This window comes from Lysobacter sp. M15, assembly GCF_022662515.1.
GTDB lineage: Bacteria > Pseudomonadota > Gammaproteobacteria > Xanthomonadales > Xanthomonadaceae > JAKPBU01.
Genome location: NZ_JAKPBV010000001.1, coordinates 71950 through 97358, shown reverse-complemented (window position 1 = coordinate 97358; position 25409 = coordinate 71950). Strand labels below are relative to the sequence as shown.

Below are 25409 nucleotides of genomic sequence, written 5' to 3'. Positions count from 1 at the left end.
CCCGAAGGGCTGGTCAACCCGGCGTCTTGGATTTCTCCGGCTTGAAGACACTGGCTCCCGTTTTCGCGGGGATGACAGCAGTTATTCAAACCTTAGCCACAGGCCACAGGTGCAGTGGCGGGATCAGAACGCCCAGCGCATGACCAACTGGTAGCTCGGGCCGGCTTCTTCGGTTTCCAGTTCGTACTCGTCGTAGTCGCGGTCGAGTTGGTCTTCCAGCGTGTCGAACTTGTCGAAGAATTCGTCCTTCGAGGCATCCAACAGGTTGTTGGCAGACAGGCGCGCCGAGAAGCTGTCGCCGAAGCGCTTCTCGACGAACACGTCCAGTTCCTCGCCATAGCGGACGATGGCTTCCTCGCCCAGGATGCGGCTGTAGGCGTCGCCCTGCTTGCGATAGGTCACGCCAAAGCTGGCGGCCAGGTTCGGCAGGTCCTGGATGAAGCCGATGTTGTAGACGCTCTTGGCCTGGTCGTTGAAGCGACGGGTGCCCATGAAGTCTTCGACTTCTGACTTCACCCACGAGTAGTTCACGAACACGCCGGTGTCGTCCAGTCCGAACGCGGACAGCGGGGTGGACAGGTCGAATTCGAAGCCCCAGACCTTGCCGTCGCCAACGTTGGCCGAGGTATACAGCCAGCTTTCCGCGGGCTCCTGCGCCATCGCGTCGGCCAAATCGACGGCGTCACCGTCCTCGATCATTTCTTCCCAGGTGTCCTGCATTTCTTCGCTCGGCTCGCCGGTGTTGACGAGTTCGATCAGGTCCTTGACGTCGCGGTAGAAGAAGTTCAGGCCGACCACGCCCTTGCGGCCGAGGCGGTGTTCGAAGCCAAGGTCGAGGCCGTTGGCGGTTTCCGGTTCCAATTCCGGATTGCCGATGTAGTCGTTGTCGCCGAACTCGCCGTCCAGCACGGCCGGGATCAGTTCGTTGAAGTTCGGGCGCTTGACGGTCCTGGCCAGCGACAGGTTGATGCGGTCGGCGTCGGTCACGTCCCAGCGCAGGCTCGCCGACGGCAGCAATTCGTCGTACTCCTTGTCGACGCGGCCTTCGCTTTCCTCGTCCTCGATGTATTCCACTTCGGACTTGGTGGTTTCATAACGCAGACCGGCTTCCCACGAGAACACCTCGCCCTTGCTGCTGAGCATGATGTACGGGTCCAGGCGCTTTTCCTCGATTACCGAGGCGACGCTGCCGTCCAGCTCGTAGTCGGCCGGCCAGGCCGGGGTCTGGCCCTCTTCGTCGGCTTCCCACTCGTAGCTGGTGACGAGGCTTTCGCGCTTCTTGCTGCGGTGGTCCACGCCGAATTCCAGCTCGGCGGCGCCCACCGGGCGCATGTGGGCGAGCTTGAGGCCGGTTTCGGCGTCCTTTGCTTCGATGGCATCCGCCTCATACGCCGTTTCTTCCCACTCGGCGCCGTCGATGCTCCAGGTCTCATCCCAGTTTTCCGGACCGCTGACGTAGACGTGTTCGCCTTCGGTGGTCGCTTCGTTGTCGTCGAAGCGGGCGTGGTCGAGTTCCAGCTTGGTGGTGCCGCCGGCCATGTCGAACCTGTATTCGGCGGCGATGCCGTAGTTCTTCTGGTCGTACGGGTTGAGGCCGGGGACGCGCGCGTTAATGGTCTCGTCGTCGTCCAGCTCTTCCTCGAACGACACCTCGGTCACATCGCGATCGGTCTTGACGTAAAAGCCGTCGATGCTGAAGCGGCCGCTGTCGCCAACGTCGGCGGTGTAACTCAGGTTGGCCGAATAGTCGCGGCCGTCCTTCACTTCGGTCTGGTCTTCCCAGCTAACCTTCTCCGTCATGGTGTTGTCGGTGAAGCGGTCGGAACGCTTTTCCTTGCGGCGGTAGCGGTCCTGCACGTTGATGCCGGCCAGCATGCGGCCGCCGAAGGCGTCGAACGAAGTCACCGCGCCGAAGGTCGGGTTCACTTCGCCGTCGTACCAACGGTTCACGCCGACCCGGATATAGCCGCCAGTGAATTCGTAGGCATCGCGCAGCACGATGTTGATCGCGCCGGCCATCGCATCGCCGCTGCGGTTGGCGCTGGCACTGCGCTTGATCTCGATGTGGTCGACCATTTCCGCTGGGATGCGGTCGACGAAGAACGAGCGATCGTCACCGGCGCCCGGCACCTTCTTGCCGTTGATCAGCACCTGAGTGTAGCCGCCGCCGAGGCCGCGCAATTGCGCGCCGTCGTATTCCATGATGTCCGAACCAACGAAGCCGACGCCCGGAACGCGCTTGAGCATGTCGCCGACGGTGGAGGGTTCGAAGCGCTGGAAGTATTCGAGGTCGTAGGACAGCACCGGCGCGATATCGTCGGTGCGGTTGCGGTAGACGATCTCGGGCATCACCACGATGCGGTCGAGCTCCTTGGCCTCGGCCGCAGCGGGATCGGCGGTCATGGATCCCGACGGCGAATCCAGCGCCAACGCCGGCGAAAGTGTGGACAGCAGCGCTGCGGCAGCCAGTGCGCGCGTCAGCGCAGCCGCGAGACGGGTCTTGTGCATGGTGATTCACCCCTTGAGACCGGAGTGTTTTACGCGGCGCAGATAACGGAAATATGACGTGCGGCGCCATGTGTCGGAATTGCTTCCGGCAGATGCCCGCAACGCGACTTGTCACGCAAGAAACATATTCGTCATGTACAAGCCTGCGCCGACCCACCACGATCCGACGACATGACTTTGCGCCCGCTGCTGCCCGCTTTGCTGCCCACCCTGCTGGTGTTCCTTGCCGCCTGCGCCTCGGCGCCGGTGACCGACCGCGAACCAGACGAGGGTGCCGAGCACGAGCCGCTGCTGGCCGACGCCGGCATCGCGCACGTGGTGGTGCCGGAGGCGTTCGTCACCGCATCGACGCCCGCGGACAACATCGACTCGCCCGCCAGCTGGCTGGCGCCGGACGGCGGGCGCTGGCTGCTGGCCACCGCCAAGGCGACCGACCTGCTGATCGTCTACGACGGCGCCAGCGGCGCGCGTCTGCGCACGGTCGGCGGACCTGGCGCAGGCCCGGGCCAGCTGCAGCGTCCCAACGGTATCGCCGTGGTCGAAGACCCCGGCGCCGGCGCCGGGCACGCGCTGGCGCTGGTGGTGGAGCGCGACAACCACCGTGTGCAGGCCTTCGCCCTGCCCGCGCTGGAATCGGTGGCGATCTTCGGCAGCGAAGACCTGGTGCAGCCCTACGGCCTGTGGGTGCGACCGCTCGACGGTGCCTTCGAAGTCATCGTCAGCGACAACTACATGTCGTCGCAGGACGAGGACCTGCCGCCACCTGACGTCGAACTCGACCGCCGTTTCAAGCGCTATCGGCTGCGACGCGACGGCGGGGCCTGGTCGGCCGACCTTCTCGGCAGCTTTGGTGAGACCGGCGAAGGCGCAATCCGTATCGCCGAATCGGTGTTCGGCGATATCAGCAACGACCGTCTGCTGCTCGCCGAAGAAGACGTGGCCAGCGGCACGCGCCTGCGCGAATACGGACTGGACGGGCGCTATCGCGGCCGCGACATTGGCGCCGGATTGTTCAAGGCGCAGGCAGAAGGCCTAGCGCTGTGGCGCTGCGGCAACGACGGCTACTGGATCGCTACCGACCAGTTCAAGGATCGCAGCCTGTTCCACATCTTCGACCGCGACACCCTTGCGCACGTCGGCGCCTTTGCCGGCGAACGCACTGCCAACACCGATGGCATCTGGCTCGACCAGGCGCCCGACGCGCGTTTCCCCGAAGGCGTGTTCTATGCGGTCGACGACGACCAGGCCGTGGCCGCCTTCGACTGGCGCGACGTGGCCAAGGCACTCGGACTGCAGGAAACCTGCAAGACCCCGTAGTCCGTAGAGCGGAGCTCTACCGCTGGCCGGGTTGGCCGGCGATCGCGATCACATCGTCAAGCAAGGCGGCCGCGGTCACGTCCGCCCCCGCACCGGGTCCCTGGATCACCAGCGGCTGCGCGTCGTAACGACAGCTGCGGATCGCGACGCGGTTGTCGGTGCCGCCGCCGCCGCATAGCGCGTGCGTGTCGGGAAGCGCGTGCAGGCCGACGCTGGCGCTGACGCTGCCGGCGTCGTCGATGCGGAAACGGCCGACGAAGCGAAGTTTTGCGCCGGCGCGATACGCCTGCTGGTAACGCTCGCGCAAATCCGTGTCGAGCGATGGCAGCTGCGCATCCACGTGTTCCGGCTGCGCCTGGGCCAGCGCCTCGGGCACCAGCGAGTCGACCCGGACGTCCTCGGCGGCCAGCGCCACGCCTGCGGCGCGCGCCAGGATCAGCAGCTTGCGGCGTACGTCCTCTCCCGACAGGTCGATGCGCGGATCGGGTTCGGTGTAGCCGGCAGTGCGCGCCTCGCGCACGAAGCGGGAAAACGGACGAATGCCATCGTAATGGTTGAACAGCCACGCCAGCGAGCCCGAGAGCACCCCCTCGACTGCGTGGATCCGGTCCCCACCGCGGGTGAGTTCCCGGATCGAACGGATCAGCGGCAGGCCGGCACCGACGGTGGCCGCATCGCCGTAATGCGTGCGTCCCTCGCGCTGGGCCGCGGTAATGTCCTGCGCGCGCCGCAACGATGCGCCCATGCCCAGCTTGTTGGCAGTCACCACGTGCACGCCGCGACGCAGCCACTGCGCATGGCGTTCGGCGACCTGTTCGCTGGCGCTGGCATCCACCACGATGTCGCCGCGCACGAATGCGTCTGGGTCCAGTTCCACCGTACCGTGACGCCGGGCGGAACTGGCGAGGCTCCGCAGCACCTGATGGACATCGCCATTGCAACCCTGTGCGTCGCGCGAATTGGCGATCAGGGTGAGCGGCGGCAGCCGGACATCGTCGCCCAGGCGCAGGTAGCGCTGCACGAAGGCCGTACCCACCGTGCCCGTACCCAGAAGCGCGAGCCTGGCCTGTCGCGGCGCCGACAACGGGCGCAGCACGGTGACCTTGCCCGGAACGGCGGCGTCCGGAACAGCGGCGCTCATGCGTCGGCCAGGACCGCGTTCGCGCGTTTGCGGCTCCCGCACTCGATGACCTGCTGCGCCCGCTCCAGGGCTGCGGCAAGGTCCGCCCTCAGGTCCTCCAACGCCTCGATGCCCACCGACAGGCGCAGCAGTCCGTCGGAAATGCCGGCTGCCGCACGCGCCTCCGGCGTCATCGCCGCGTGGGTCATCGTGGCCGGATGCGCGATCAAGCTTTCCACGCCGCCGAGCGATTCGGCCAGGGTGAAGCACTGCAGGCCTTCGACGAAGGCGCGCACCGCCTGCTCTTCGACAGCCGGCTCGCCGCCGCGCAATTCGACGCTCAGCATCGCACCAAAGCCGTGCTGCTGGCGCGCGGCCAGCGCATGCTGCGGATGCGAGGCCAGGCCCGGGAAGTAGACCTTCGCCACCGCCGGGTGCGCCTCGAGCTGCTGTGCGATCGCCGCGGCGTTTTCCTGATGCACGCGCAGGCGCGCGTCCAGGGTGCGCAGGCCGCGCAAGGTCAGGAAGGCGTCGAAAGGCGAGGCGGTCAGCCCGAGGCAGTTGGCCCACCAGGTGAACTGTTCGTGCAACTCCGCGGTCTTCGCCACCACCGCGCCGCCGACCACATCGCTATGCCCGTTGATGTACTTGGTGGTGGAGTGGACGACCACGTCCGCGTCGAAGTCGGCGATCGGCGCCTGCAACGCGGGCGAGAGGAAGGTGTTGTCCACCACCGCGAGCGCACCGGCCTTGTGCGCAGCGTCGATCACGAAGCGCAAGTCGGTGATGCGCAGCAGCGGATTGCTCGGGGTCTCGATCCACACCAGCTTGGGACCGCGGCCGTCATCGCCGGGGCGCAGCGCGGCGGCGAGTGCGCGCGGATCGGTGAGGTCGACGGTGACCAGCTCGAAGGCATCCTTGGCCGCGAGCGCGTTGAACAGCCGCCAGCTGCCGCCGTAGCAGTCGTGCGGCACCACCAGCCGGTCGCCCGGCTGCAGCAGTGCCTGCAGGATCAGGGTGATCGCGCCCATCCCGGTTGCGGTGACCACGCCGCCCACGCCGCCTTCCAGCTCGGCAAGGGCTTCGCCGAGCAGGTCGCGGGTGGGGTTGCCGCTGCGGGTGTAGTCGTACTGGCGCTTCTGGTTGAAGCCGGCGAAGCTGAAATTGCTCGACAGCACCAGTGGCGGCGTGACCGCGCCGAAGGCGGTGTCGCGGTCGATGCCGGCGCGCACCGCGCGTGTGGCGCGACGACAGTCGCCGGGGGCAGTCGTTCCGTTGGATCCAGGGCTCATGGGGCAACTCCAGCAGTGGTTTCGCGCAACGCGGCGCCGAGCAGCGCATCGATGCGATCGGTTTCCTTGAGAAAAGCGTCGTGTCCATAGCGCGAGCGCAGCACGCGCAGCCGGCCATGCAGGCCCAGGCCCTCGACCAGCGCCACCGCGTCGGACAGCGGCACCAGGCGATCGCCTTCCACCGCGATGACGGTCGTGGGAATGCGGATCTGGCGTGGATCGACCCGGTGCAGGTCGATCGATTCGGACAGACGCAGCCAGGCAGTGGCGGAGATCCGCGCCACGAAGCGTTCGCCGGCGGCTTCGAGATAGTCCTCCGCGGCGACGCGCACCCGGCCGTTTTCGAGTACCGGCGCGGCATCGAAGCGTTCGCCGAATTCCTCCGGCGTGCGGTAGCTGAGCATCGCGAACTGGCGCGCGAGCGACAGGCCATGCGCGTCGCCACCCTGGTGCTGGCCCAGACCCACCGCCTTGCGCTGCAGGGCACGCCACGCCGCCGCGTAGGGGTGCGCGCGATGCGCGCCGCTGACCGCCACCAGCCGCTGCAGGCGCGCAGGATGCCGGGCGGCGAACTGCAGGCCTACGAGCGCGCCATAGGAATAGCCCACGAACGCCCTGAGCCGCTCGATGCCGAGCGCGTCCAGCAGCAGGGCGATCGCGTCGGCCTGGTCGGCGGTGTCGATCGGTGCATCGAGACCGCCATCCGCGCCGACATAGTCGAAGGAAAGCAGGCGGAATGCGCGCGGGTCGAGCGCGCGCCCGGCATCGAGCAGCCCCTGCGCCCAGCCCGGCGCGGGATCGGCCGCATTCGCAGCGACGTGACGATGCGCGGAGATGCCGCCGGCAATCAGCAGTACCGGCGCATCCTCCGCTCCGACGATTTCATAGGCGATCTGCAGCCTGCGCCTGCCGGCATGACGTGTGGCCAGCTCTGCATCCACGCTGCCGCGGCGCACCCGAATGGCGTCGTTCTCGACCTGCGTCGCCCACGCAGGCACGTGCGGCTGCGGTTCGGCGTGGTGGAGCGCGGCAGTGGTGTCGACCAACGTCATGGCGGGTTCCCGGGGCTTGTGCGGCCATCGGGAAATCGCGGGGCTTGCCGGAAGTGCCCTCGCGGGGCGGAAGCGCCCGCCTGCAGCGCAGGCGTCGCAACCATCTTCCGGTGGACGCTCAGGTCCCCGCAGGATTTGGCACCGCGACGGAAGACGCACCTTGCGGTGGTCTCCATCAGGTTGCCCCGGCGTCTTCGGGCCTGTCCCTCAGCCGGTCTCGATGGATGGAGCGAGCTTGCCGGCGCTCGCAGCAAATGTCAATCGCTTCATGCGCATAAAGCGATGACCTTCCCAGACCGGTACCGTCTGCCCATCCGGCTGCGCATACTTGGCGCATGCCAAGACACCTACCAAGACGCCTGCACCCCCTCGTACTCGCCCTCGCCACCGTCGCGCTGATGTCGGCGTGCCGGACGGCGCCGCCCATTCAGCCGCCTGCGTCCGCACCATCGACCACGGTCACCGTGCCCGAGCGGTATGCCTCGCCTGCGTTCGCGGACGAGGAGCTCGACTCGCTGGCGACCTGGACGACCCCGGACGGCCAGACCTGGCTGATCGCCAGCGGCAAGTCGAGCGATCGCCTGTCGATTTTCGATGCCGACACCGGGACGCGGCTGCGCACGTTCGGTGGCCCGGGCAAGGCCGCCGGCCAGTTCGACCGCCCCAATGGCCTTGCCGTGTTCGGCGATCTGCTGTTTGTGGTGGAACGGGACAATCATCGCGTGCAGGCGCTGCGCCTGCCCGACTTCCGGCCGGCGGGCATGTTCGGCGAGAACATCCTGCGCAGCCCGTACGGGATCTGGCTGCACGAAACCGCGCCGGGCGAGCTGGATGCCTACATCACCGACAGTTTCATGTACGGCGAGCGCTTCGACGTGGTGCCGCCGCTGCCGGAACTGTCCCAGCGGGTACGCAGGTTCCGGTTGCAGACCGAGGGCGATGCGGTCGCGGCCGAACCGGCCGGCAGTTTCGGCGACACCACGCCCGATGGAGCGCTGCGCATGGTCGAGTCGCTGAGCGGCGATCCGGCCAACGACCGCCTGCTGATCGCGGACGAGGCGACCGCGCCCGGCAACCGCGGCTCCAACCTGCGCGAATACACCCTGGCCGGGCGTTTCACCGGCCGCAGCCTGCCCGAAGGCAGTTTCGATGCCGAGGCCGAAGGCGTGGCCCTGTGGAGCTGTCCGGACGGCAGCGGCTACTGGATCACCGTGGACCAGCTCACGCCGCTCACCCGTTTTCATGTCTTCGATCGCCGCAGCCTGCAGTGGCGTGCGACCTGGCAGGGCGAGACCACCGCAGATACCGACGGTATCGCCTTGCACGCTGCGCCAACCGGCGCGTTCCCGGGCGGCGCGCTGTTCGCCGTGCACCAGGACAAATCGGTCGTCGCCTTCGACCTGCAGGAGGTCGCGCGCGCATTGCGCCTGCCGGCCAACTGCGTGCATTGAACGCGATGCGCGCGCGCCTGCTGCCGCTGGTCCTGCTCCTGACCCTGTGCGCCGCCGGCGCCCAGGCTGGCAAGGTCTACAAGTGGAAGGACAGCAACGGCATCGTCCATTACGGCGACCGCCCGCCGGCCGCGAGCACGGCCGCACGCGAGCTCACGGTGATCCCCTTCCGCGCCGAACCTGGCGCCCTGGTGCGGCTGCGCCTGACCCAGGAAGGCGGCCAGTACCTTGCCTGGGTGGACAACGCGCTGGCCGGGCCGGTCGAGGTACGCCTGGACTTCGGCCGCAGCAGCAACGTCCGCGGCGAGCCGCAGCTGCCGGCGCGCGCCACGGTGCCCGGCAGCGGTAATGCGTTGGTGGCGCGGATCGTCGGCGTCGACCCGGCCCGCAATGGCGATTTCGAACTGCGGCTGGACGCGGTGCCCGGCAAGCCGGGGGCCACGCCGCGCGACGTCGAATACGTCTTCCCCCTGCTCACCCGCGACCTGCGCGTCGACCAGGGATACGGCGGCAGCTACAGCCACAACGACGCGCAGAACCACTACGCGGTCGACTTCGCCGCGCCGATCGGCACCGATGTGGTGGCCGCGCGCGACGGCGTCGTGATGCAGGTGGAGAACGACTTCGACCAGGCCGGCCTGAACCGCGAGAAGCTCGGCGGCCGCGCCAACTTCGTGCGCATCGTGCACGACGACGGCACCATGGCGCTGTATGCGCACCTGCGCGAGAACGGGGTGATGGTGCGCATGGGCCAGCGCGTGCGCGCCGGCCAGCTGATCGGGCGCTCGGGCAATACCGGCTTTACCAGCGGCCCGCACCTGCACTTCGCACTGCAGGTCAATCGCGGGATGCAGTTGGTATCCATCCCGTTCCGCATGTTCAGCCCGCACGGCATCCTGCGTTTTGGCGAGAGCCGTGCCGGGGCCGGGCATCGGTAGACGCCAAACCCGCGTCGCGAGCTGATAACGCCGTCGTCGATACGCCGGACGGGCGTCTGCCCGCGGCTCGCCTATAATTTCCGCCCTCTCCGCCCCCTTCCCGCGCCCGCCCGGGCGCCCTCGCCATGTCCGCTGCACTCAAATCAGACGTCGCCAGCGAAGCCGCGCGCCGCCGCACCTTCGCCATCATCTCGCACCCCGACGCCGGCAAGACCACGCTGACCGAGAAGCTGCTGCTGTTCGGAGGCGCCATCCAGATGGCCGGGTCCGTCAAGGGCCGCAAGGCCGCGCGCCACGCCACCTCGGACTGGATGGCGCTGGAAAAGGAACGCGGCATCTCGGTGACCAGCTCGGTGATGCAGTTCCCTTACGAGGGTCGCGTCGTCAATCTGCTCGACACCCCCGGCCATGCCGATTTCGGTGAGGACACCTATCGCGTGCTGACCGCGGTGGATTCAGCGCTGATGGTGATCGACGTGGCCAAGGGCGTGGAGGAACGCACGATCAAGCTGATGGAAGTGTGCCGCCTGCGCGATACGCCGATCATGAGCTTCATCAACAAGCTCGACCGCGAGGGCAAGCCGCCGATCGACCTGCTGGACGAAGTGGAAAGCGTGCTCGGCATCCAGTGCGCGCCGATCACCTGGCCCATCGGCATGGGCCAGCGGCTCAAGGGCGTGGTCCACCTGCTCACCGGCGAGGTGCATCTGTACGAGGCGGGCCGCAATTTCACCCGCCAGGACTCCACCATCTTCGCCTCGATCGACGATCCGGCTCTCGAGGCCAGGATCGGCGCCGACATGCTGGCCGAACTGCGCGACGAACTGGAGCTGGTCCAGGGCGCATCGCATCCGTTCGACAAGGCGAAATACCTGGCCGGCGAACAGACGCCGGTGTTCTTCGGCTCGGCGGTGAACAACTTCGGCGTGCAGCTGCTGCTCGACTTCTTCGTCGAACACGCGCCCGCGCCGCGGCCGCGCGAAACCACCACCCGCGATGTACACCCGGACGAGAACCGGCTGACCGGCTTCGTGTTCAAGATCCAGGCCAACATGGATCCGCAGCACCGCGACCGGGTCGCGTTCATGCGCGTGTGCTCTGGCCGCTTCAGCGCCGGAATGAAGGCGTTTCACGTGCGCAGCGGCAAGGAAGTCAAGCTGGCCAATGCGCTGACCTTCATGGCCAGCGACCGCGAGATCGCAGAGAGCGCCTGGCCCGGGGATGTGATCGGCATCCACAACCACGGCACCATCTCGATCGGCGATAGCTTCAGCGAAGGCGAGGTACTGAACTTCACCGGCATCCCCAACTTCGCCCCGGAACTGTTCCGGCGCGCGCGCCTGCGCGACCCGCTCAAGCTCAAGCAGCTGCAGAAGGGGCTGGCGCAGCTGAGCGAGGAAGGGGCCACCCAGTTCTTCAAGCCACTGATGTCCAACGACCTGATCCTGGGCGCGGTCGGAGTGCTGCAGTTCGACGTGGTCGCCTACCGGCTCAAGGACGAATACGGCGTGGACGCCAGCTTCGAACCCGTACAGGTGGCGACCGCGCGCTGGATCCGCTGCGACAACCCGAAGAAGCTCGAGGAATTCCGCGACAAGCACGCGATGAACCTGGCCATCGATGCCGCCGGCCAGCTGGTCTATCTCGCCCCGACGCGCGTCAATCTCCAGCTCGCGGAGGAACGTGCAGCGGACGTGCTGTTCCTGGCCACGCGCGAGCATGCGCATGCGGTGGCCGTGGACTGAAGCGATGGCCAGATTGAGACGGTGCGCGTTCCGAGCAAACACTCCGTGACGAACGGGCATGGTGCCGATGTGGACACATCCGCCGCATCCACTTCATTGGCCACGTCCGAGCGCGAGAACGCGGCGACCGCGGCCGCCGGTCTCGCCGCCGCCGCCCTCGCAGCGCTCGTGCTCATCGCGATCGGCCTGCGCCAGGCCGACGGCTGGCGGCTTGCGGCGGCGCTGGTGTTCGGCCTGTCGCTGTGCGCGCTGCACCTGGCTTCGACCCTGTACCACGCAGCGTCCGAGCCGGCCACCAAGGCACGGCTGAAGCTGTTCGATCACTGCGCGATCTACCTGCTGATCGCCGGAACCTACACCCCTTTCACCCTGATCGGCCTGCGCGGACCGCTGGGATGGAAACTGTTCGTCGCGATCTGGTCGCTGGCAGCACTGGGCGTGGTGTTCAAGCTGTTCTCGAAGGGCCGCCTGCGCCTGCTGTCGACCTTCATCTACGTGGCCATGGGCTGGCTGGTGATTCTGGCGATCAGGCCGGTCATGGCCGCACTCGATACCTGGACCTTCGGCTGGGTGCTCGCCGGCGGCATCGCCTATACCGCCGGAACACTGTTCTACCATCGTCCCCGGATGCCGCATTCGCATGCAATCTGGCATCTGTTCGTGATCGCCGGCGGCGTCTGCCATTTCGTCGCAGTGCTGGCGCAGGTCAGCGCGCCCAGCTGAATGCTCGCTTGAAGTTTCACCGGCGCTTTACCGCGCTGCGTCGAAGGTGGAGGTCTTCGCGAGCCTCCGAGCGCCCATGAACGACCCGACCGCCTCGCGCGCCCGCATGCAACTCGATGCGCTCCGGCGTCATCCGGTACGCACCGCATTCGGCCTGTTTCTGCTCGGCCTGCTGATCGTGATCCTGCTCTGGGACTGGAACTGGCTGCGCGGGCCGGTCGAGCGCATCGTGCAGGCGCGCACCGACCGCGAGTTCGACATCGGCGGCGACCTCGACGTGGACCTGGGCCGCGTCACCAGCGTGCGCATGGACGCGGTCCGCTTCGGCAATGCGCCATGGTCGACGCAGGGCGACATGGCCACCAGCGACCGGGTCGAGTTCAAGTTCGAACTCTTCCCCGCCCTCTTCCGCCGCGATTTCCGCATCCCCGACCTGCGGCTGAACCGGCCGCGGTTGCGGCTCGAACTCGGGCCCGATGGCAAGGGCAACTGGGTCTTCGGCGAACCGGGCGGCAGGCAACCGCAGTTCCGCAGCCTGTGGGTCGACGACGGCCGCCTGCAATACCTCGACGCCAAGGGCAAGACCGACATCGATATCGCGGTCGCGAGCAGGCCCGCGGGCAAGGCCGGTGGACGTCCGCCCATCGGGGTGGAGGGAAGCGGACGTTGGAAGGGCAATCCGTTCACTCTCGAAGGCACGGCGGAATCGCCGCTGGAACTGCGCGATCGCGAACAGCCCTATCGCATCGATCTGCGCGCCGCGGCGGGCGCCACCCGCGCGCACGCGCGCGGCAACCTGCTCGATCCGCTGCGCTTCCGGGACTTCGATCTCAAGCTCGCGCTGTCCGGCCAGAACATGGAGGATCTGTATCGGCTGATCGGCGTGGCCCTGCCCCCGACACCGCCCTACTCACTCGACGGCACGCTCACACGCGCCATCAACAGCCCGTCCAGCAGCACCTGGAAATACGATGGGTTCAGCGGCACGGTCGGCGACAGCGACATGGCCGGGTACGCGCATGTGACCACCGGCAAGCGGGTGTTCTTCAAGGGCGATTTCCGTTCGCAGCGGCTGGACTTCGACGACCTCGCGGGCTTCGTCGGCGCCGCACCGCAGGCCGGCGGCCAGGAAAATACCAACGCCGAACTGCAGGCACTGGCGGCGAAGCAGGCGGCCAGTCCCCGGATCCTGCCCGACACCCCCTACGAACTGGACAAACTGCGCGCCATGGACGCCGACGTCCGCCTGCGCGCGACGCGACTGAACGCGCCGTCGCTGCCACTCGACGACATGCACGCGCACCTATACCTGAAAGATGGCGTCCTGCGCCTGGAACCGCTCAATTTCGGCGTGGCCGGCGGCGACATCCGCTCGACCATCCGCATGAACGCCAGCGAGAGCCCGATCCGCACCGATGCCGACATCAAGCTGCGCGGACTCAACCTGGGCAAGCTGATCCCCGATGCGAAACTCACCCAGGACGCGATCGGCAAGATCGGCGGCGACCTCAACATCAATGGCACCGGCAATTCCATCGCGAAAATGCTCGGCAGCGCCAATGGCGACATCGCCGTGGGCATGGGCCGCGGCCAGATCAGCAACCTGCTGATGGAGCTGGCCGGCCTGGACATCGCCGAGGCGCTGAAATTCATGGTCACCAAGGACCGCAAGGTGCCGATCCGCTGCGCCTTCGGCGACTTCGCCGTGCGTGACGGCATCATGGATGCCCGCGCCATCGCCTTCGACACCACCGACACCATCATCGTCGGCAACGGCCGCATCAGCCTGCGCGACGAGACGCTCGACCTTCGACTGCGTCCGCGGCCGAAGGACCGTAGCCTGTTCGCGTTCCGCTCGCCACTGCTGGTCGGCGGCACGTTCAAGGATCCATCGTTCCGGCCGGACATGGCGCGCGTGGGGCTGCGCGGAGCGATCGCACTGACCCTGGGCAGTATCGCGCCGCCAGCCGCGCTCCTGGCTACACTGGAGCTGGGTCCTGGAGAGGACAGCACCTGTGGAGGCCGTTATGCCAAATGATCGTGTCACCCCCGTCACCGCGCGAATCGCGCTGCGATGCGCCTGTCTGCTGGTTGCCTGGGCTGCAGTGACTGCCTGCACACCCGGAGACGACACCGCAGCCACGGCGAACCCGCCGACCGATCCGGCCGCGACCATGAATCCGGCCGATCTCAAGGACGTCACCGCCAGCTACCGCTGCGACCAGGGCCATCGCATCGACATCGTCCGCGACAAGGTCGCGCGCGTGGCGTTGGCCGACGGCAGGGTGGTCAAGATCGAGGCGATCCAGGACAGCACGCCGCGTACCTTCATGGACAACGGGTTGACCTTCACGCTGTCGCCGCAGGGCGCCACGCTCGACGATGAAACCGGCCACACCCTGGCCTGCACGCCCGCACCCAAACCATAGCGCGGTGCCGGGCCTGGACTCGCGAAACATCCGACTCGGCGCCATTGCGCCAGCCGCTTGCATTTGCACAGAAAATCGCCGGATTCGACCGCAGCCTTGACTTCGGGCAGGTTCCTGTAACTGACGCCCGTCAACGAAATATTCGTTCCCGTCCCCACGCCTGCCAGGGCGATGCCGCAATAGGTGACTTCAGGATCGTCCATGTTCCGGTGCAGGAACCACCTGGTCCCGTCGGGCGCGGTTCCGCTGTCGAGATACACGCCGCCCCGGGTCTCTGGCCGTGTCATCAGGCCGAGGCCCGACACGTCTGCGCTGGTGCTTGCGCATTTGCTGTCGAGGATGCGTTTTTCGATCACCGTCCGGGCGGCGGAAACCGTGAACCACGGTGAGGTGGGGGGCGGCGAGAAGTATTCGGGCAGCAAGCCCGGCCTCCTGTCCGCAACCGAACTGCACGCCGCAGCGAAGACCGCACACACAAGGAGCAGGCACGTACCGGGAACCATCCGCACCAACGTGGAGCAGTGCGCTGGTTGGAACATGCGTCAACTCGCGATGTAGCGCTGCAGCTGGTCGAGCTCGAGCTGCTGATCCTCGATCACCGCCTTGACCAGATCGCCGATCGACACCACACCCACGACTTCGTCGCCTTCCCGCACCGGCAGGTGTCGGATCCGCTGATCGGTGACGATCTGCATGCAGGTGTCGGTCGTGTCGTCCAGCCGCACACCGATCACGTTGGCGGTCATGATGTCGCGAACCGGCGTGTCCTTCGAGGAGCGGCCTTCCAGCACGACCTTGCGCGCGTAGTCGCGTTCGGAAAGGATCCCGACCAGGCGGGTGCCTTCCATGACCAGCAGCGCGCCGATCCGCTTCTCGGCCATCAGCCGGATGGCGTCGATCACGGCCGCATCCGGGCCAATGGCATGGATTTCAGGCGCTTTCGCTGCGAGCAGTTGCCGGACGGTGCGCATGGACGTCTCCTGGCTCGAGGGACGGTTCGGAGGATAACCCCGCGCCGGGCCGCCAGGCGTCGACGAGGTAAAGCGGCCGCTGCTTGGCCTCGGCATACAGACGACCCAGGTACTCGCCGATCAGGCCCAGCGCCATCAGCTGCACGCCGCCCAGCAGCAGGATCACCGCCATCATCGTCGGCCAGCCCGCCACCGGATCCCCCCAGCGCAGCGCCTTGAACACCACCCATAGCGCATAGACGAAGGCGAGCAATGCAGTGCCCACGCCGAGGTAGGTGGCGATCCGCAGCGGTGCCGTGCTGAAGCTGGTAATCCCTTCCAGGGCGAAGTTCCACAGCCGCCAGAAGTTGAACTTGGTCTGCCCGGCGATGCGCGCGTCGCGCTGGTAGGCGATTGCAGTCTGATTGAAGCCGACCCAGCCGAACAGTCCCTTCATGAAGCGCTGGCGCTCGCGCAGCTGCCTGAGGGCGCTCAGCGCGCGCGGCGAGAGCAGGCGGAAATCGCCGGTATCCTGCGGGATCGGCGTCTTCGACAGCCGACCGATCACCCGATAGAAGCCGTGCGCGGTAGCCTTTTTCAACCAGCTTTCGCCTTCGCGTTCGATGCGCGTGCCGTGCACGTCGTCATAGCCTTCGCGCCACTTTTCGACGAACTGCGGAATCAGCTCCGGCGGATCCTGCCCGTCGGCGTCCAGGATCAGTGCCGCACCGGCGTCGATGTGGTCGAGCCCCGCGGTCAGCGCGGCTTCCTTGCCGAAGTTGCGGCTCAGGCGCAGCAGCGCAACGCGCGGGTCTTGTGCCGCCAACCGCTGCATGACCGGCCAGGTGCCATCGCTGCTGCCATCGTCGACATAGATCACCCGGCCATCGATGCCGGGCATGGCATCGAGCACCGCGACAATGCGCGGGTGCAGGCGCGGCAGCGCATCGGCTTCGTTGTATGCGGCAACGACGACGGTCAGGCGGTCAGCAGTCATCGCTCATCCTATGCCGGTTCAATCGAGCGCGCGCAAGTAGCCGGTGCCCCCGATCGCGCGCATCTGGCGCTCGATCGCACGTGTGCGCCGCTGCACGTACGGGCCGGGTCGCGCGGCACTGTAGCGCTTGGGGTTGGGCAGCACGGCGGCCAGCCGCGCCGCCTCGGCCGTACCGAGTCTGGCGGCGTCCTTGCGGAAATAGGTGCGTGCAGCCGCCTGCGCGCCGTACACCCCATCGCCGAACTCGGCGACGTTGGCGTAGACCTCCAGTATCCGCTGCTTCGGCCACAGGAGTTCGATCAGCAGCGTGTACCAGGCCTCGACGCCTTTGCGCAGCACCCGCGACCAGCCGCCACCGCCCCAGAGGAACAGGTTCTTTGCCGTCTGCTGGCTGATCGTGCTGCCGCCGCGCAAGCGGCGCCCGCGCGCGTTCGAGGTGCGCGCCTTCTCGATCGCCCGCAAGTCGAAGCCATTGTGCAACGCGAAACCCTGGTCTTCCGAGGCGACCAGCGCCACCGGCACGTTCCCGGAGACCTCCTCGAGATCGCGCCAGTCGTAGGCGACGCGGAATTTCCAGTCGCCTTGCGTCCACGCCTCGGCCTGGCGGATCAGCATGAAACTGGAGAACGGCGGATCGACGAAGCGCAGCACGATGACCTGGACCACGCTGAATGCGATCAGGTACAAGGGGCCCTTCCACCACCATCCACGCCAGCGTCGTGGCCGCGACGCGGGGATCGATTGCTCTTCGGCTTGCACTGCGCGTTCCCGCCCCAACCTGATGGGGTCTGTTCCCGATCCGCATTATCCGCCGTCGCGCGGCTTTGACCGACATGACCGATCCCGATCGACTGACCCGATTCCTGCTGCCGCGCGCCGGGGTGCGCGGCGTGCGTGTGCACCTGGACGACACCTGGCGACGGATCCGGGACAGCAGCGACTATGCCCCCGCGTTATCCGAACTGCTCGGCGAAGCCTGCGCAGCGGCTGCGCTGTTCACCGGCCATGCCAAGGTGCAGGGTCGGCTGTCGATCCAGCTGCGCGGTGAAGGCGCGCTGCGCACGTTGTTCGCCGAGTGCACCGCCGCCGGCACATTGCGCGGCATCGCCCGCACCCGCGAAGACGACGGCGGGGCCGGCGTCTCCCGCGACCTGCAGGCGCTGGGAGATGGCGCGATCCTGGCCATCACGATCGAGAATCCGGGAACCGGCGGCCGCGAGCCCTCGCGCTATCAAGGCTTGGTCCCGATCGAGTCCGATTCGCTGGTCGGCGCCTTCGAGGGTTACTTCGAACAGTCAGAGCAGCTGCCGACGCGGCTGCTGCTGGCCTGTGGCGATGACTCCGCGGCAGGCCTGATGCTGCAGCACCTGCCTTTCGACCGCCGGCCCGACGAGCTCGGCGGCGATGCCGACGGCTGGACCCGGGCAAGCGCCTTGTTCGAAACCCTGGAACCTATGGAACTGCTGGAACTGCCGGCCGATGCGCTGCTGCACCGGCTGTTCCACGAGGAGGACGTGCAGCTGCTCGGGGAACGCCCGCTTTCGTTCGCCTGCTCCTGCTCCCGCGAACGGGTCGGCGCGATGCTCGAATCCCTGGGCGCCGAGGAGGCCTACGCCGCCTTGTCCGACGAGCGGGCCTCCATCCGTTGCGAGTTCTGTGGCCAGACCTATATGTTTGACCGCGACGATCTGGACGCGATCTTTACGGGCGGGGCGCTCCAAGCGCCCGCGCCGGAGCAGCTTCAATAGGTCCAGCCTTTACATAAATTTAACATTATCGGTATTGTTAAAGAAACATAAATCCGATAGATTTCATGCTGAGGGAACCGGGAACTCGAACGCCCGGTGGGAGTCTGATTCGGGCCATGCGCCACCGCCTGCTGCCGCTGCTGTCCGCCGTCCTGCTCGCCCTTGGCGCCGCAGCGGATGCGCATGCGCAGACCGCGCCTGTTGAAGACACCGCGATCCTTCCGGTCTGGAACAACGCCAGCGGCAAGCTCGAAGCGTATCTGGTGCTCGAGCCATCCGACGTCGCGAGCGCGCGCGTGCGCAAGCGCTTCGGCATCAATTCGCTGGATGCGACTTTCGACCTGGATGCCGGCGATTCGCTGGCACTGCTGTGCGACCGCAAGAACGGCATTGCCGGCGCGATCGGCAACCTCGCCAACAACTGCATGCTCGCCACGCTCAGCGATGAGGTCGAAGGCGAGAACAGCCGCCGCGCCAGCGCGACCGCGGCGTTCAACCGCGGTGGCGGCCGGATCGGCCTGACCGCAGGCGTGGGCCGCGACAACCTGCCCGGCTGGCTGACGCCCGGGGCCGCAGCCAACAACCGCGTCGACATCAACGACCTGACCGTCTTCGCCCGCAAGTCGCTGCCTGGGGAGGGCTACGTCTCGATCGCCGGCACCGTGGCGAAAGCCCGGCTGCTTTCACCGGCCGCAGCCGAGGCATCGGGACTGGATCTGGACCGCTGGACCAGCAAGAGCCTGACCGTGGGCGGTGGCTTCGGCAATTTCGGGGCCAGCATTGTCGGTCACGTGGTCGACACCCCGGGTCAGCCGAAATGGGAAGGCCTGGGCCTCGGCGTCACCTGGCGGACCCCGTGGAGCGGCGAACTCAGCGTCGGCGCCGACAACGTGATCAGCCGTGGACGCAACCCCTTCGCCCCTGTCGGCGAGAACGGCGAGGAAGAGGGCACTGTGCCCTACGTCCGGTACGAGCAGGACCTCTAGAGCGCCCCCAGCGAGAGCGATCTCTTGACTGGATGAGACAAAAGGCCCCGCAACCGGGGCTTTTTTATCGCGTGGATCTGCCGGCAAAAGCCGGCTTTAACGACACTTTAATTTTTGGTGAAGGCTCGGTACTATCGACCCCGGCCTTACCCGACTTGGCGTCTTCCTTGACTCCGCGGGGCAGGTTCCCATGGGAAACACCCAAGACTCACTTGTGGAGAGAGAGAATGACCTTTAAGACCACCAAGCTCCGCGATGCGATTACCTTCGCACTCGCGGTCGGCCTGTCTGGCCCTGGCCTTGCGTTCGCGCAGGACGCGGCCGCGCAGCAGACCACGCCGCCTGCGGAATCGCAGGAAGCGACGGAACTCGACACCATCGTCGTTACCGGTACGCGTATCCAGAGTCAGACCGTTACATCATCCTCGCCGGTGACCGAGATCCAGCAGGAAGAGTTCAAGTACTCCGGCGCGACCCGTGCCGAGGATCTGGTCAACCAGTATCCGCAGGTGGCTCCCGCCTTCGACGCGTTCACCAACAACGGCTCGCTGGGCTATCCCACCGTCAACCTGCGCAACATGGGCGCTGACCGCACCCTGACCCTGGTGAACGGCTTCCGCCTGCCGCCGGGCGCCGGCGAAGTCCCCGACATCAGCATCGTGCCGGCCGCGCTGGTCAAGCGCGTTGACCTGCTCACCGGCGGTGCCTCGGCGGTGTATGGCTCCGACGCGATCGCGGGCGTGGTCAACTTCGTGCTCGACGACGAGTTCGAGGGTGTCTCCCTCAGCGCCGGCTATTCGGCCTATCAGCACAACAACGACAACGACTACATCCAGGGTCTGATGGATGCGCGTGATTTCGACTATCCGACCGGCGATTCCGGTTTCGACGGCGCGTCGCGCAACCTCGACCTCGCGGTCGGCAGCAGCTTCGCCGACGGCCGTGGCCACGCGGTGGCATGGCTCAACTGGCGCAAGAACGACCCCCTGTTCCAGGGCCAGCGCGACTACTCGTCCTGCGCCCTGACCGCGAGTGGTCTTGGCTGCGGTGGTTCGAACACCAATGCCGCCGGCAACTTCTACTGGGAGCAGGGCGGATTCGACACCTACGGTCCTGCAAGCCTGAACCCCGACGGCTCGTGGATCGGCGCTTACGGCGCACCGTACAACTACGCGCCGATCAACTACTACCAGCGTCCGGACGAGCGCTATACCGCCGGTGCGTCGATCAAGTACGAGATCAACGAGCATTTCCGTCCGTACATGGACTTGATGTTCATCAACAAGAGCGACTCGGTGCAGATCGCAGAATCGGGCGCGTTCTTCACCCGTCTGCCTGATCTGGCCTGCACAGATCCGCTGATCGGCACCATGTGCGCCGACCTCGGCCTGGATCCCGCCGTTCCGGTGGGCATCTACGTCGCCAAGCGCAACATCGAAGGTGGCCCGCGCATCTCCCAGACCGACAACACCCAGTGGCGCGTGGTCGCAGGCGTCGAAGGCGCGCTGGACGAAGCCTGGTCGTACAACGCCTCGTTCCTGCACGGCGAGGTGAGCAACACCACCATCGGCAAAAACGACTTCCTGTCCGACCGCATCGTCCAGGCGATCCTGGGCTGCCCGGATGGTTCGTTCGCCGGCTGCATTCCGTACGATGTGTTCACCCCGGGCGGCGTGACCGCCGAGGCAGCAGCCGCTCTGGCGGGCACCAGCTTGTCAAAGGTCGACACCGAGCTGAACCAGATCAACGCCTACATCACTGGCGACACCGGTCTGAGCCTGCCATGGGTTGACGAGAATGTCTCACTGGTGATGGGCGCCGAATGGCGCGAGAACAAGTTCTCCTTCGTCGCCGACACCAATAGCGAGACCGGCAACTTCGCCGGATCGGGCGGTTTCGCCACCCCGGTCAGCGGCAAGACCAGCGTGACCGAAGTCTTCCTGGAAAGCGCCGTGCCGTTGTTCCGTAGCGAAGGCCTCCTCAGGAGCCTGGACATGGACCTGGGTTTCCGCCACTCCGACTACAACCTGTCCGGTGGCGCGAATACCTGGAAGGCGGGCCTGGGTGCGAACTTCATCGACAAGTTCCGCGTCCGTACCGGCTACAACCATGCGATCCGCGCGCCCAGCGTGACCGAGCTGTTCACCCAGCAGACGGTTGGTCTGTTCGGCGGTTCCGATCCGTGCGCCGGCCCCACGCCGACCCTCACGCCCGAGCAGTGCCTCAACACCGGCGTTCCGCTGGACCGTTACGGTTCGATCGCGGCCAACCCGGCCGACCAGAACAACTTCCTGGGCGGCGGCAACCCGGATCTGGCTCCGGAAGTGGCTGATACCTTCACATTCGGCGTGGTGTATACGCCCACCAACAATCTGCAGTTCAACGTCGACTACTACGACATCAAGCTGGAAGATGCCATCGGTGGTATCGGCCCGACCAACATCCTGCAGATCTGCGGCCTGACCGGCGATCCGAGCATGTGTGACCGGATCCATCGTGGCCCGGCCGGCGACCTGTGGCGCGCTAACACGTCGTATGTCGAAGACACCCTGGCCAACGTCGGTGAACAGCATTTCCGCGGTATCGACCTTGGCGGTATGTACCGCTTCGATCTGGGTCCGGGCCGGCTGATGCTGTCGTTGAACGGCACCTACACGCTGGAACAGGAGTTCGTGCCCCTGCCGCAGGACAAGACCACCGCTTACGACTGCGCCGGTGTGATCAATCCATCGTGCCGGCAGGCAGAGTGGCGGCATATCGCCACTGCCCGCTACTCGCTGGATGACTACACCTTCAACCTGCGCTGGCGCTATATCGGTGCGCTGGACTATGAGCTGGAAGACGGCTCGCCTGGTATCGCCGACAAGCTGCTGTGCAAGAGCGACGGCACCACCGCCACGGCGACCTGCCTGGGCGATGGAGAGTTGGATGCCTATAACTACTTCGATGCTTCGGCGACTGCCTTCATCGGCGAGCACACCGAAGTCACGGTGGGCGTGAACAACATTGCCGACAAGGAGCCGCCGATGGTGGGCACTTCCTTGGCGACCAATGCCAACGCCCCGGGTGGTTACGACCAGGCCGGCCGCTTCTTCTTTGGCAGCATCACGTTCCGGTTCTGATCGCCTAGAGCCACCTTGCAAGTTATTCAGCGGCGGGCCTCGGCCCGCCGCTTTTTTTGTGCCCGTTCGCTACCCGGATCGGGGCCATGGCGGATCGTCCCGGCCGCGGCGCAAGGTTCTCAGAGTTGCAGGACACCGCCCGCTTGCAGCTGTCGCCTGAGCGGTTCCAAGCCAGCGGCGTAGCGGCGCCATTTGCCAACTGACGCGGCATGTACCGGCTCGCGCACCTGCGCGGCGCTGGCCGTGGTCACAGGCCGCGACTCGGAATGCGGCGCGAGCACGGCCGGATCCCAGTCCAGGCCACACCACGCCAGTAGCCGCCGCGCCTGCGATTCGGTGTCGGTCACCAGATCTTCGTAGCTCAGGTCCAGGATCCGGCCAGGCATGACCGCATGCCAGTGCGCCATCAGTCTGCGATAGGTCAGGTAGTACGCCGCGAGTTCGTCGAGGTCATTGGAAAAGAAGTAGGCCTTCTGGAACAGGGTCTTGTACACCGCATAACAGGTATCCATCGGATCCCGCACCACGTGGACGATCCGCGCGTTGGGCAAAGCTTTCCGGATCAGCCCGCAATACATGAAATTCACCGGCATCTTGTCGATGATCATGCCGGCGCCGGGCACCGCTTGACGCGCACCTTCCATGTAGGCGCGCCCCAGCGCGGCAAAGTCGATGCCCAGCGATGCCTCGACCATATTCGCCGCGGCGGAATCGCGCATGCGTCTCCGGGCTGCGGTGGCCAGCGCTCCGGCGAAATATGGCAGCTCGCCCGCGGACTCGACCTTGCTGTGACGACCGAGGATGCGCTCGACCAGGGTCGTTCCAGTTCGGGGCATTCCCACGATGAAGATGGCGCCGGCTTCCGAATGCCCGCCATCTTCGTCTCCAATCACATCCACCGGATAGGCGCTACGGATGCCATCGATCGCCGCCAGCTCGGCAGCCGCGTCGTATTGCAGGGAGCCGCGCTTGATCCTGGCCCCGTGGCTCAATGCCGAAAAGGCTTTGTCCCACTGCTCTAGGTCCTCATGTTCCTTGGCCAGGGAGTAGAGGCAGCCAGCCGCGTCGACGGGATTGCGGATGCCTGACTTGAGCCGCGCTTCCAGATCGGCGACGTTGTTGCGGGAGCGGGTCTGACGGCGCAGGGTGGAACGCAGGTACAACGCGTCGCCGGAGGTCGGCCGGCGCACCAGCAGCGCATCGAGATTGCGTTCGGCCTGTTCGAACTGGCCCAGGAAGAACCGCGATGACGCCAGGTCGTAGAGCAAGCCGGGATCATCGCAACCCGCCTGCAAGGCCCTTTCGTAGTACTCCACAGCGACCGCTGGATTCTCGCAACGGGCGTGGATCCTGCCCGCGGTCCAGAGCTGCCGGCCGTCTTCGCCTGCGAGGTCTGCTATGCGGGTCGCCACCTCACGTGCATCCGCACGCCGCATCAATGCCATTAGCACGTGCGCCTTGCGCGGCAGCAGCAGCTGCGGTTGCGGCGACAGCGCGATCGCCCGCTCGATCAGCTCCAGCGCGTCTTCCGGCTCGTCCTGCGCGAGCCGGAGCTCGCAGGCGAAGGCCAGCACATCGGTATCGTCGCCATACGAAGGCAGCAGCGTACCGGCGATGGCATCGGCCTGGTCGATCTCTCCGCGGCGTAACAGTTCCAGGCCGGCTTCCAGCTGCTGCCGTACCCCGGCTTCGGCCGGTACCGGCGGTGCATCCTCGTTCTGCATGCGTCTTCCTCTTGCGAATCGGCTTCGAGATTACCTGAAGTCGAATTCGCGCCTGGCCAAGGTGATCTCCCTGACCATCTCGCGCTCCCCCTCCGACAGCAGCGGGTTCCAGATGTCGAAGATCAGCACCACCCGCAGCTCGTCGCTGTCGTTGCGGGCTTCGTGCTCGATGCTGTCGTCAAAGATCAGCACTTCGCCGACCTTCCAGCGGCGCTGCTCGAAACCGACCCGATACAGGCAATTGTCCGGCACGATCAGCGGCAGATGTACCACTAGGCGCGCGTTGGTGTCGCCAGTGTGCGGAGGAATATGGGTATGCGGCGCCAGGGCCGAAAACATCGCATTCGGGCACATGCCATCGATGTCGACCTGACCCACCTGTTGCAGCGTTTGCACCGTGCGCGGACAGCGTTCCAGATGTTCCTTGACCGGGTCGCCGTTGTTCCACAGCGTGTAGCCGCTCCAGCGATTCGAGTGGTTGAGTTCCTGCCACTGGTTCACGGGAGTGCCAGGCGCATAGGCCACGTAAGGGCGGAACTCCTCCCCTTCCGCGGAAAGGGCGGTCCGCAGTTCTTCGGTGATCGCCTCGGTACTGGCCTCCACTGCCTCGACCCAATCGAACTGCGCGCGATCGAAGAACGGGATCGCCGGCAAGCGCGGCACGTAAAGCTGGTTGCAGATGGAGGGATAGGCCTGCGACTGTCCGCTAACGATGGCACCCGCCTCCCGCCAGCGTTCGGCCTCGAACGGCGAGAGCGCCGTCATCCTGCGATCAGTGCGATCGGCGAGGTAGGCAGAAAGCTCCATTCCGAAGCGCTGCACCAAGGCCTGACCATGGACGAGCTGATCACGCTGCGCTGGCGGCCAGCGCGATTCGGGTGGGGCTACCTTGAGCGCGTTGCGGTAAACACCTACGGCTGCCTTCGCCTGCCCCAGCCGCTCGAGCAACGCGGCCTTGGCAAGTAGTCCTGGGAGGAAATAGGGATCAGCGGCAAGCGAAGCCTCGATTGCCCTGCTCTCGGCATCGGAATTGCCCAGCTCGCGATGGACTGCGGCGATCGACAGCAATATCACCGGATCGCCCGGCGCTGCGGCACGCGCTGCGCGCAACGCCTGCAACGCCTCGTCCATGCGGCCACGTTGGAAGGCATGCACGCCCGCGCTGTACAGGGCTTGCGGATGCTTTGGATCCAACGCCAGCACTCTTCGCCAGGCCTGCTCGGCCTCCTGCCAGCGGCCCTCGTTGGCTGCGCGGGTGGCGGTTGCGACCCAGTGCCTGATGTCGTTCACTTGCGCTCCGCTTCGTT

19 protein-coding genes and 1 riboswitch are annotated in these 25409 nt (G+C 66.4%); of the genes, 10 read left to right on the top strand and 9 right to left on the bottom strand.

Annotated features, from left to right (window positions below; translation table 11 throughout):
- Positions 1–123: 123 nt before the first annotated feature.
- On the bottom strand, positions 124–2508 hold the full coding sequence (locus tag MC380_RS00375; RefSeq protein WP_242162393.1) for a TonB-dependent receptor: 2385 nt from the start codon (positions 2506–2508) through the stop codon (positions 124–126).
- Positions 2509–2679: 171 nt separating this feature from the next.
- Here MC380_RS00375 and MC380_RS00370 point away from each other — a divergent pair, with 171 nt between their 5' ends.
- The gene (locus tag MC380_RS00370; RefSeq protein WP_242101252.1) at positions 2680–3825 is read left to right on the top strand and encodes a phytase; all 1146 of its coding nucleotides are present in this window, start codon (positions 2680–2682) and stop codon (positions 3823–3825) included.
- A 16-nt stretch (positions 3826–3841) separates the two neighbouring features.
- Here MC380_RS00370 and MC380_RS00365 read toward each other — a convergent pair whose 3' ends face one another.
- Genes MC380_RS00365 through MC380_RS00355 form a run of 3 tightly spaced genes read right to left on the bottom strand, consistent with a single transcriptional unit; the run spans position 3842 to position 7289 of the window.
- The gene (locus MC380_RS00365) at positions 3842–4966 is read right to left on the bottom strand and encodes a homoserine dehydrogenase (protein ID WP_242101253.1); all 1125 of its coding nucleotides are present in this window, start codon (positions 4964–4966) and stop codon (positions 3842–3844) included.
- Positions 4963–6237, bottom strand: a complete 1275-nt coding sequence (locus tag MC380_RS00360) for an O-succinylhomoserine (thiol)-lyase (RefSeq protein WP_242162391.1) — start codon at positions 6235–6237, stop codon at positions 4963–4965. Before MC380_RS00360 ends, MC380_RS00365 begins: the two co-directional genes overlap by 4 nt.
- Positions 6234–7289, bottom strand: coding sequence for a homoserine O-succinyltransferase (locus MC380_RS00355; protein ID WP_242162390.1), 1056 nt, complete (start codon positions 7287–7289; stop codon positions 6234–6236). Before MC380_RS00355 ends, MC380_RS00360 begins: the two co-directional genes overlap by 4 nt.
- Before the next feature lie 97 nt (positions 7290–7386).
- Positions 7387–7516: riboswitch (SAM riboswitch) on the bottom strand.
- A gap of 237 nt (positions 7517–7753) precedes the next feature.
- Here MC380_RS00355 and MC380_RS00350 point away from each other — a divergent pair.
- From MC380_RS00350 to MC380_RS00325, 6 genes are all read left to right on the top strand, one after another.
- Entirely contained in the window at positions 7754–8740 is a 987-nt protein-coding gene (locus tag MC380_RS00350; protein ID WP_242101256.1) for a phytase, read from the top strand.
- Positions 8741–8745: 5 nt separating this feature from the next.
- A complete protein-coding gene (locus MC380_RS00345) occupies positions 8746–9678 on the top strand; it encodes a M23 family metallopeptidase (protein WP_242162388.1) in 933 nt (310 codons plus the stop codon).
- A gap of 125 nt (positions 9679–9803) precedes the next feature.
- Complete coding sequence (locus tag MC380_RS00340) at positions 9804–11423, top strand: peptide chain release factor 3 (protein WP_242162386.1); 1620 nt, start codon at positions 9804–9806, stop codon at positions 11421–11423.
- A 45-nt stretch (positions 11424–11468) separates the two neighbouring features.
- The gene (locus MC380_RS00335) at positions 11469–12146 is read left to right on the top strand and encodes a hemolysin III family protein (RefSeq protein ID WP_343223507.1); all 678 of its coding nucleotides are present in this window, start codon (positions 11469–11471) and stop codon (positions 12144–12146) included.
- Positions 12147–12252: 106 nt separating this feature from the next.
- Positions 12253–14184: an AsmA family protein gene (locus tag MC380_RS00330; RefSeq protein WP_242162471.1), complete on the top strand. Its 1932-nt coding sequence runs from the start codon at positions 12253–12255 to the stop codon at positions 14182–14184.
- Complete coding sequence (locus MC380_RS00325; protein ID WP_242101259.1) at positions 14174–14575, top strand: hypothetical protein; 402 nt, start codon at positions 14174–14176, stop codon at positions 14573–14575. Before MC380_RS00330 ends, MC380_RS00325 begins: the two co-directional genes overlap by 11 nt.
- A gap of 542 nt (positions 14576–15117) precedes the next feature.
- On the opposite strand, the gene MC380_RS00320 is transcribed toward MC380_RS00325, so the two are convergent.
- From MC380_RS00320 to mtgA, 3 genes are read right to left on the bottom strand one after another with little or no spacing between them, the layout of a single operon-like run.
- Positions 15118–15546: a CBS domain-containing protein gene (locus MC380_RS00320; RefSeq protein ID WP_242101260.1), complete on the bottom strand. Its 429-nt coding sequence runs from the start codon at positions 15544–15546 to the stop codon at positions 15118–15120.
- Positions 15506–16522, bottom strand: a complete 1017-nt coding sequence (locus MC380_RS00315; protein WP_242101261.1) for a glycosyltransferase family 2 protein — start codon at positions 16520–16522, stop codon at positions 15506–15508. Before MC380_RS00315 ends, MC380_RS00320 begins: the two co-directional genes overlap by 41 nt.
- A gap of 18 nt (positions 16523–16540) precedes the next feature.
- Positions 16541–17260 (bottom strand): monofunctional biosynthetic peptidoglycan transglycosylase, encoded by a 720-nt coding sequence (mtgA, locus tag MC380_RS00310; protein WP_343223510.1) that lies wholly within the window; start codon positions 17258–17260, stop codon positions 16541–16543.
- A 95-nt stretch (positions 17261–17355) separates the two neighbouring features.
- Between mtgA and MC380_RS00305 the strand changes: the two genes are divergently transcribed.
- From MC380_RS00305 to MC380_RS00295, 3 genes are all read left to right on the top strand, one after another.
- Positions 17356–18270 carry an Hsp33 family molecular chaperone HslO gene (locus MC380_RS00305; RefSeq protein WP_242101263.1) on the top strand — a complete coding sequence of 305 codons (915 nt, stop codon included), beginning with the start codon at positions 17356–17358 and terminating at the stop codon, positions 18268–18270.
- A 152-nt stretch (positions 18271–18422) separates the two neighbouring features.
- Complete coding sequence (locus MC380_RS00300; RefSeq protein ID WP_242102912.1) at positions 18423–19256, top strand: hypothetical protein; 834 nt, start codon at positions 18423–18425, stop codon at positions 19254–19256.
- Positions 19257–19483: 227 nt separating this feature from the next.
- Positions 19484–22378, top strand: a complete 2895-nt coding sequence (locus MC380_RS00295) for a TonB-dependent receptor (protein ID WP_242101264.1) — start codon at positions 19484–19486, stop codon at positions 22376–22378.
- 119 nt (positions 22379–22497) lie between these two features.
- On the opposite strand, the gene MC380_RS00290 is transcribed toward MC380_RS00295, so the two are convergent.
- Together MC380_RS00290 and MC380_RS17985 are read right to left on the bottom strand one after the other, a co-directional pair.
- Complete coding sequence (locus tag MC380_RS00290; RefSeq protein ID WP_242101265.1) at positions 22498–24102, bottom strand: sulfotransferase; 1605 nt, start codon at positions 24100–24102, stop codon at positions 22498–22500.
- A gap of 30 nt (positions 24103–24132) precedes the next feature.
- Positions 24133–25392, bottom strand: coding sequence for an aspartyl/asparaginyl beta-hydroxylase domain-containing protein (locus MC380_RS17985; protein ID WP_242101266.1), 1260 nt, complete (start codon positions 25390–25392; stop codon positions 24133–24135).
- Positions 25393–25409: the final 17 nt, after the last annotated feature.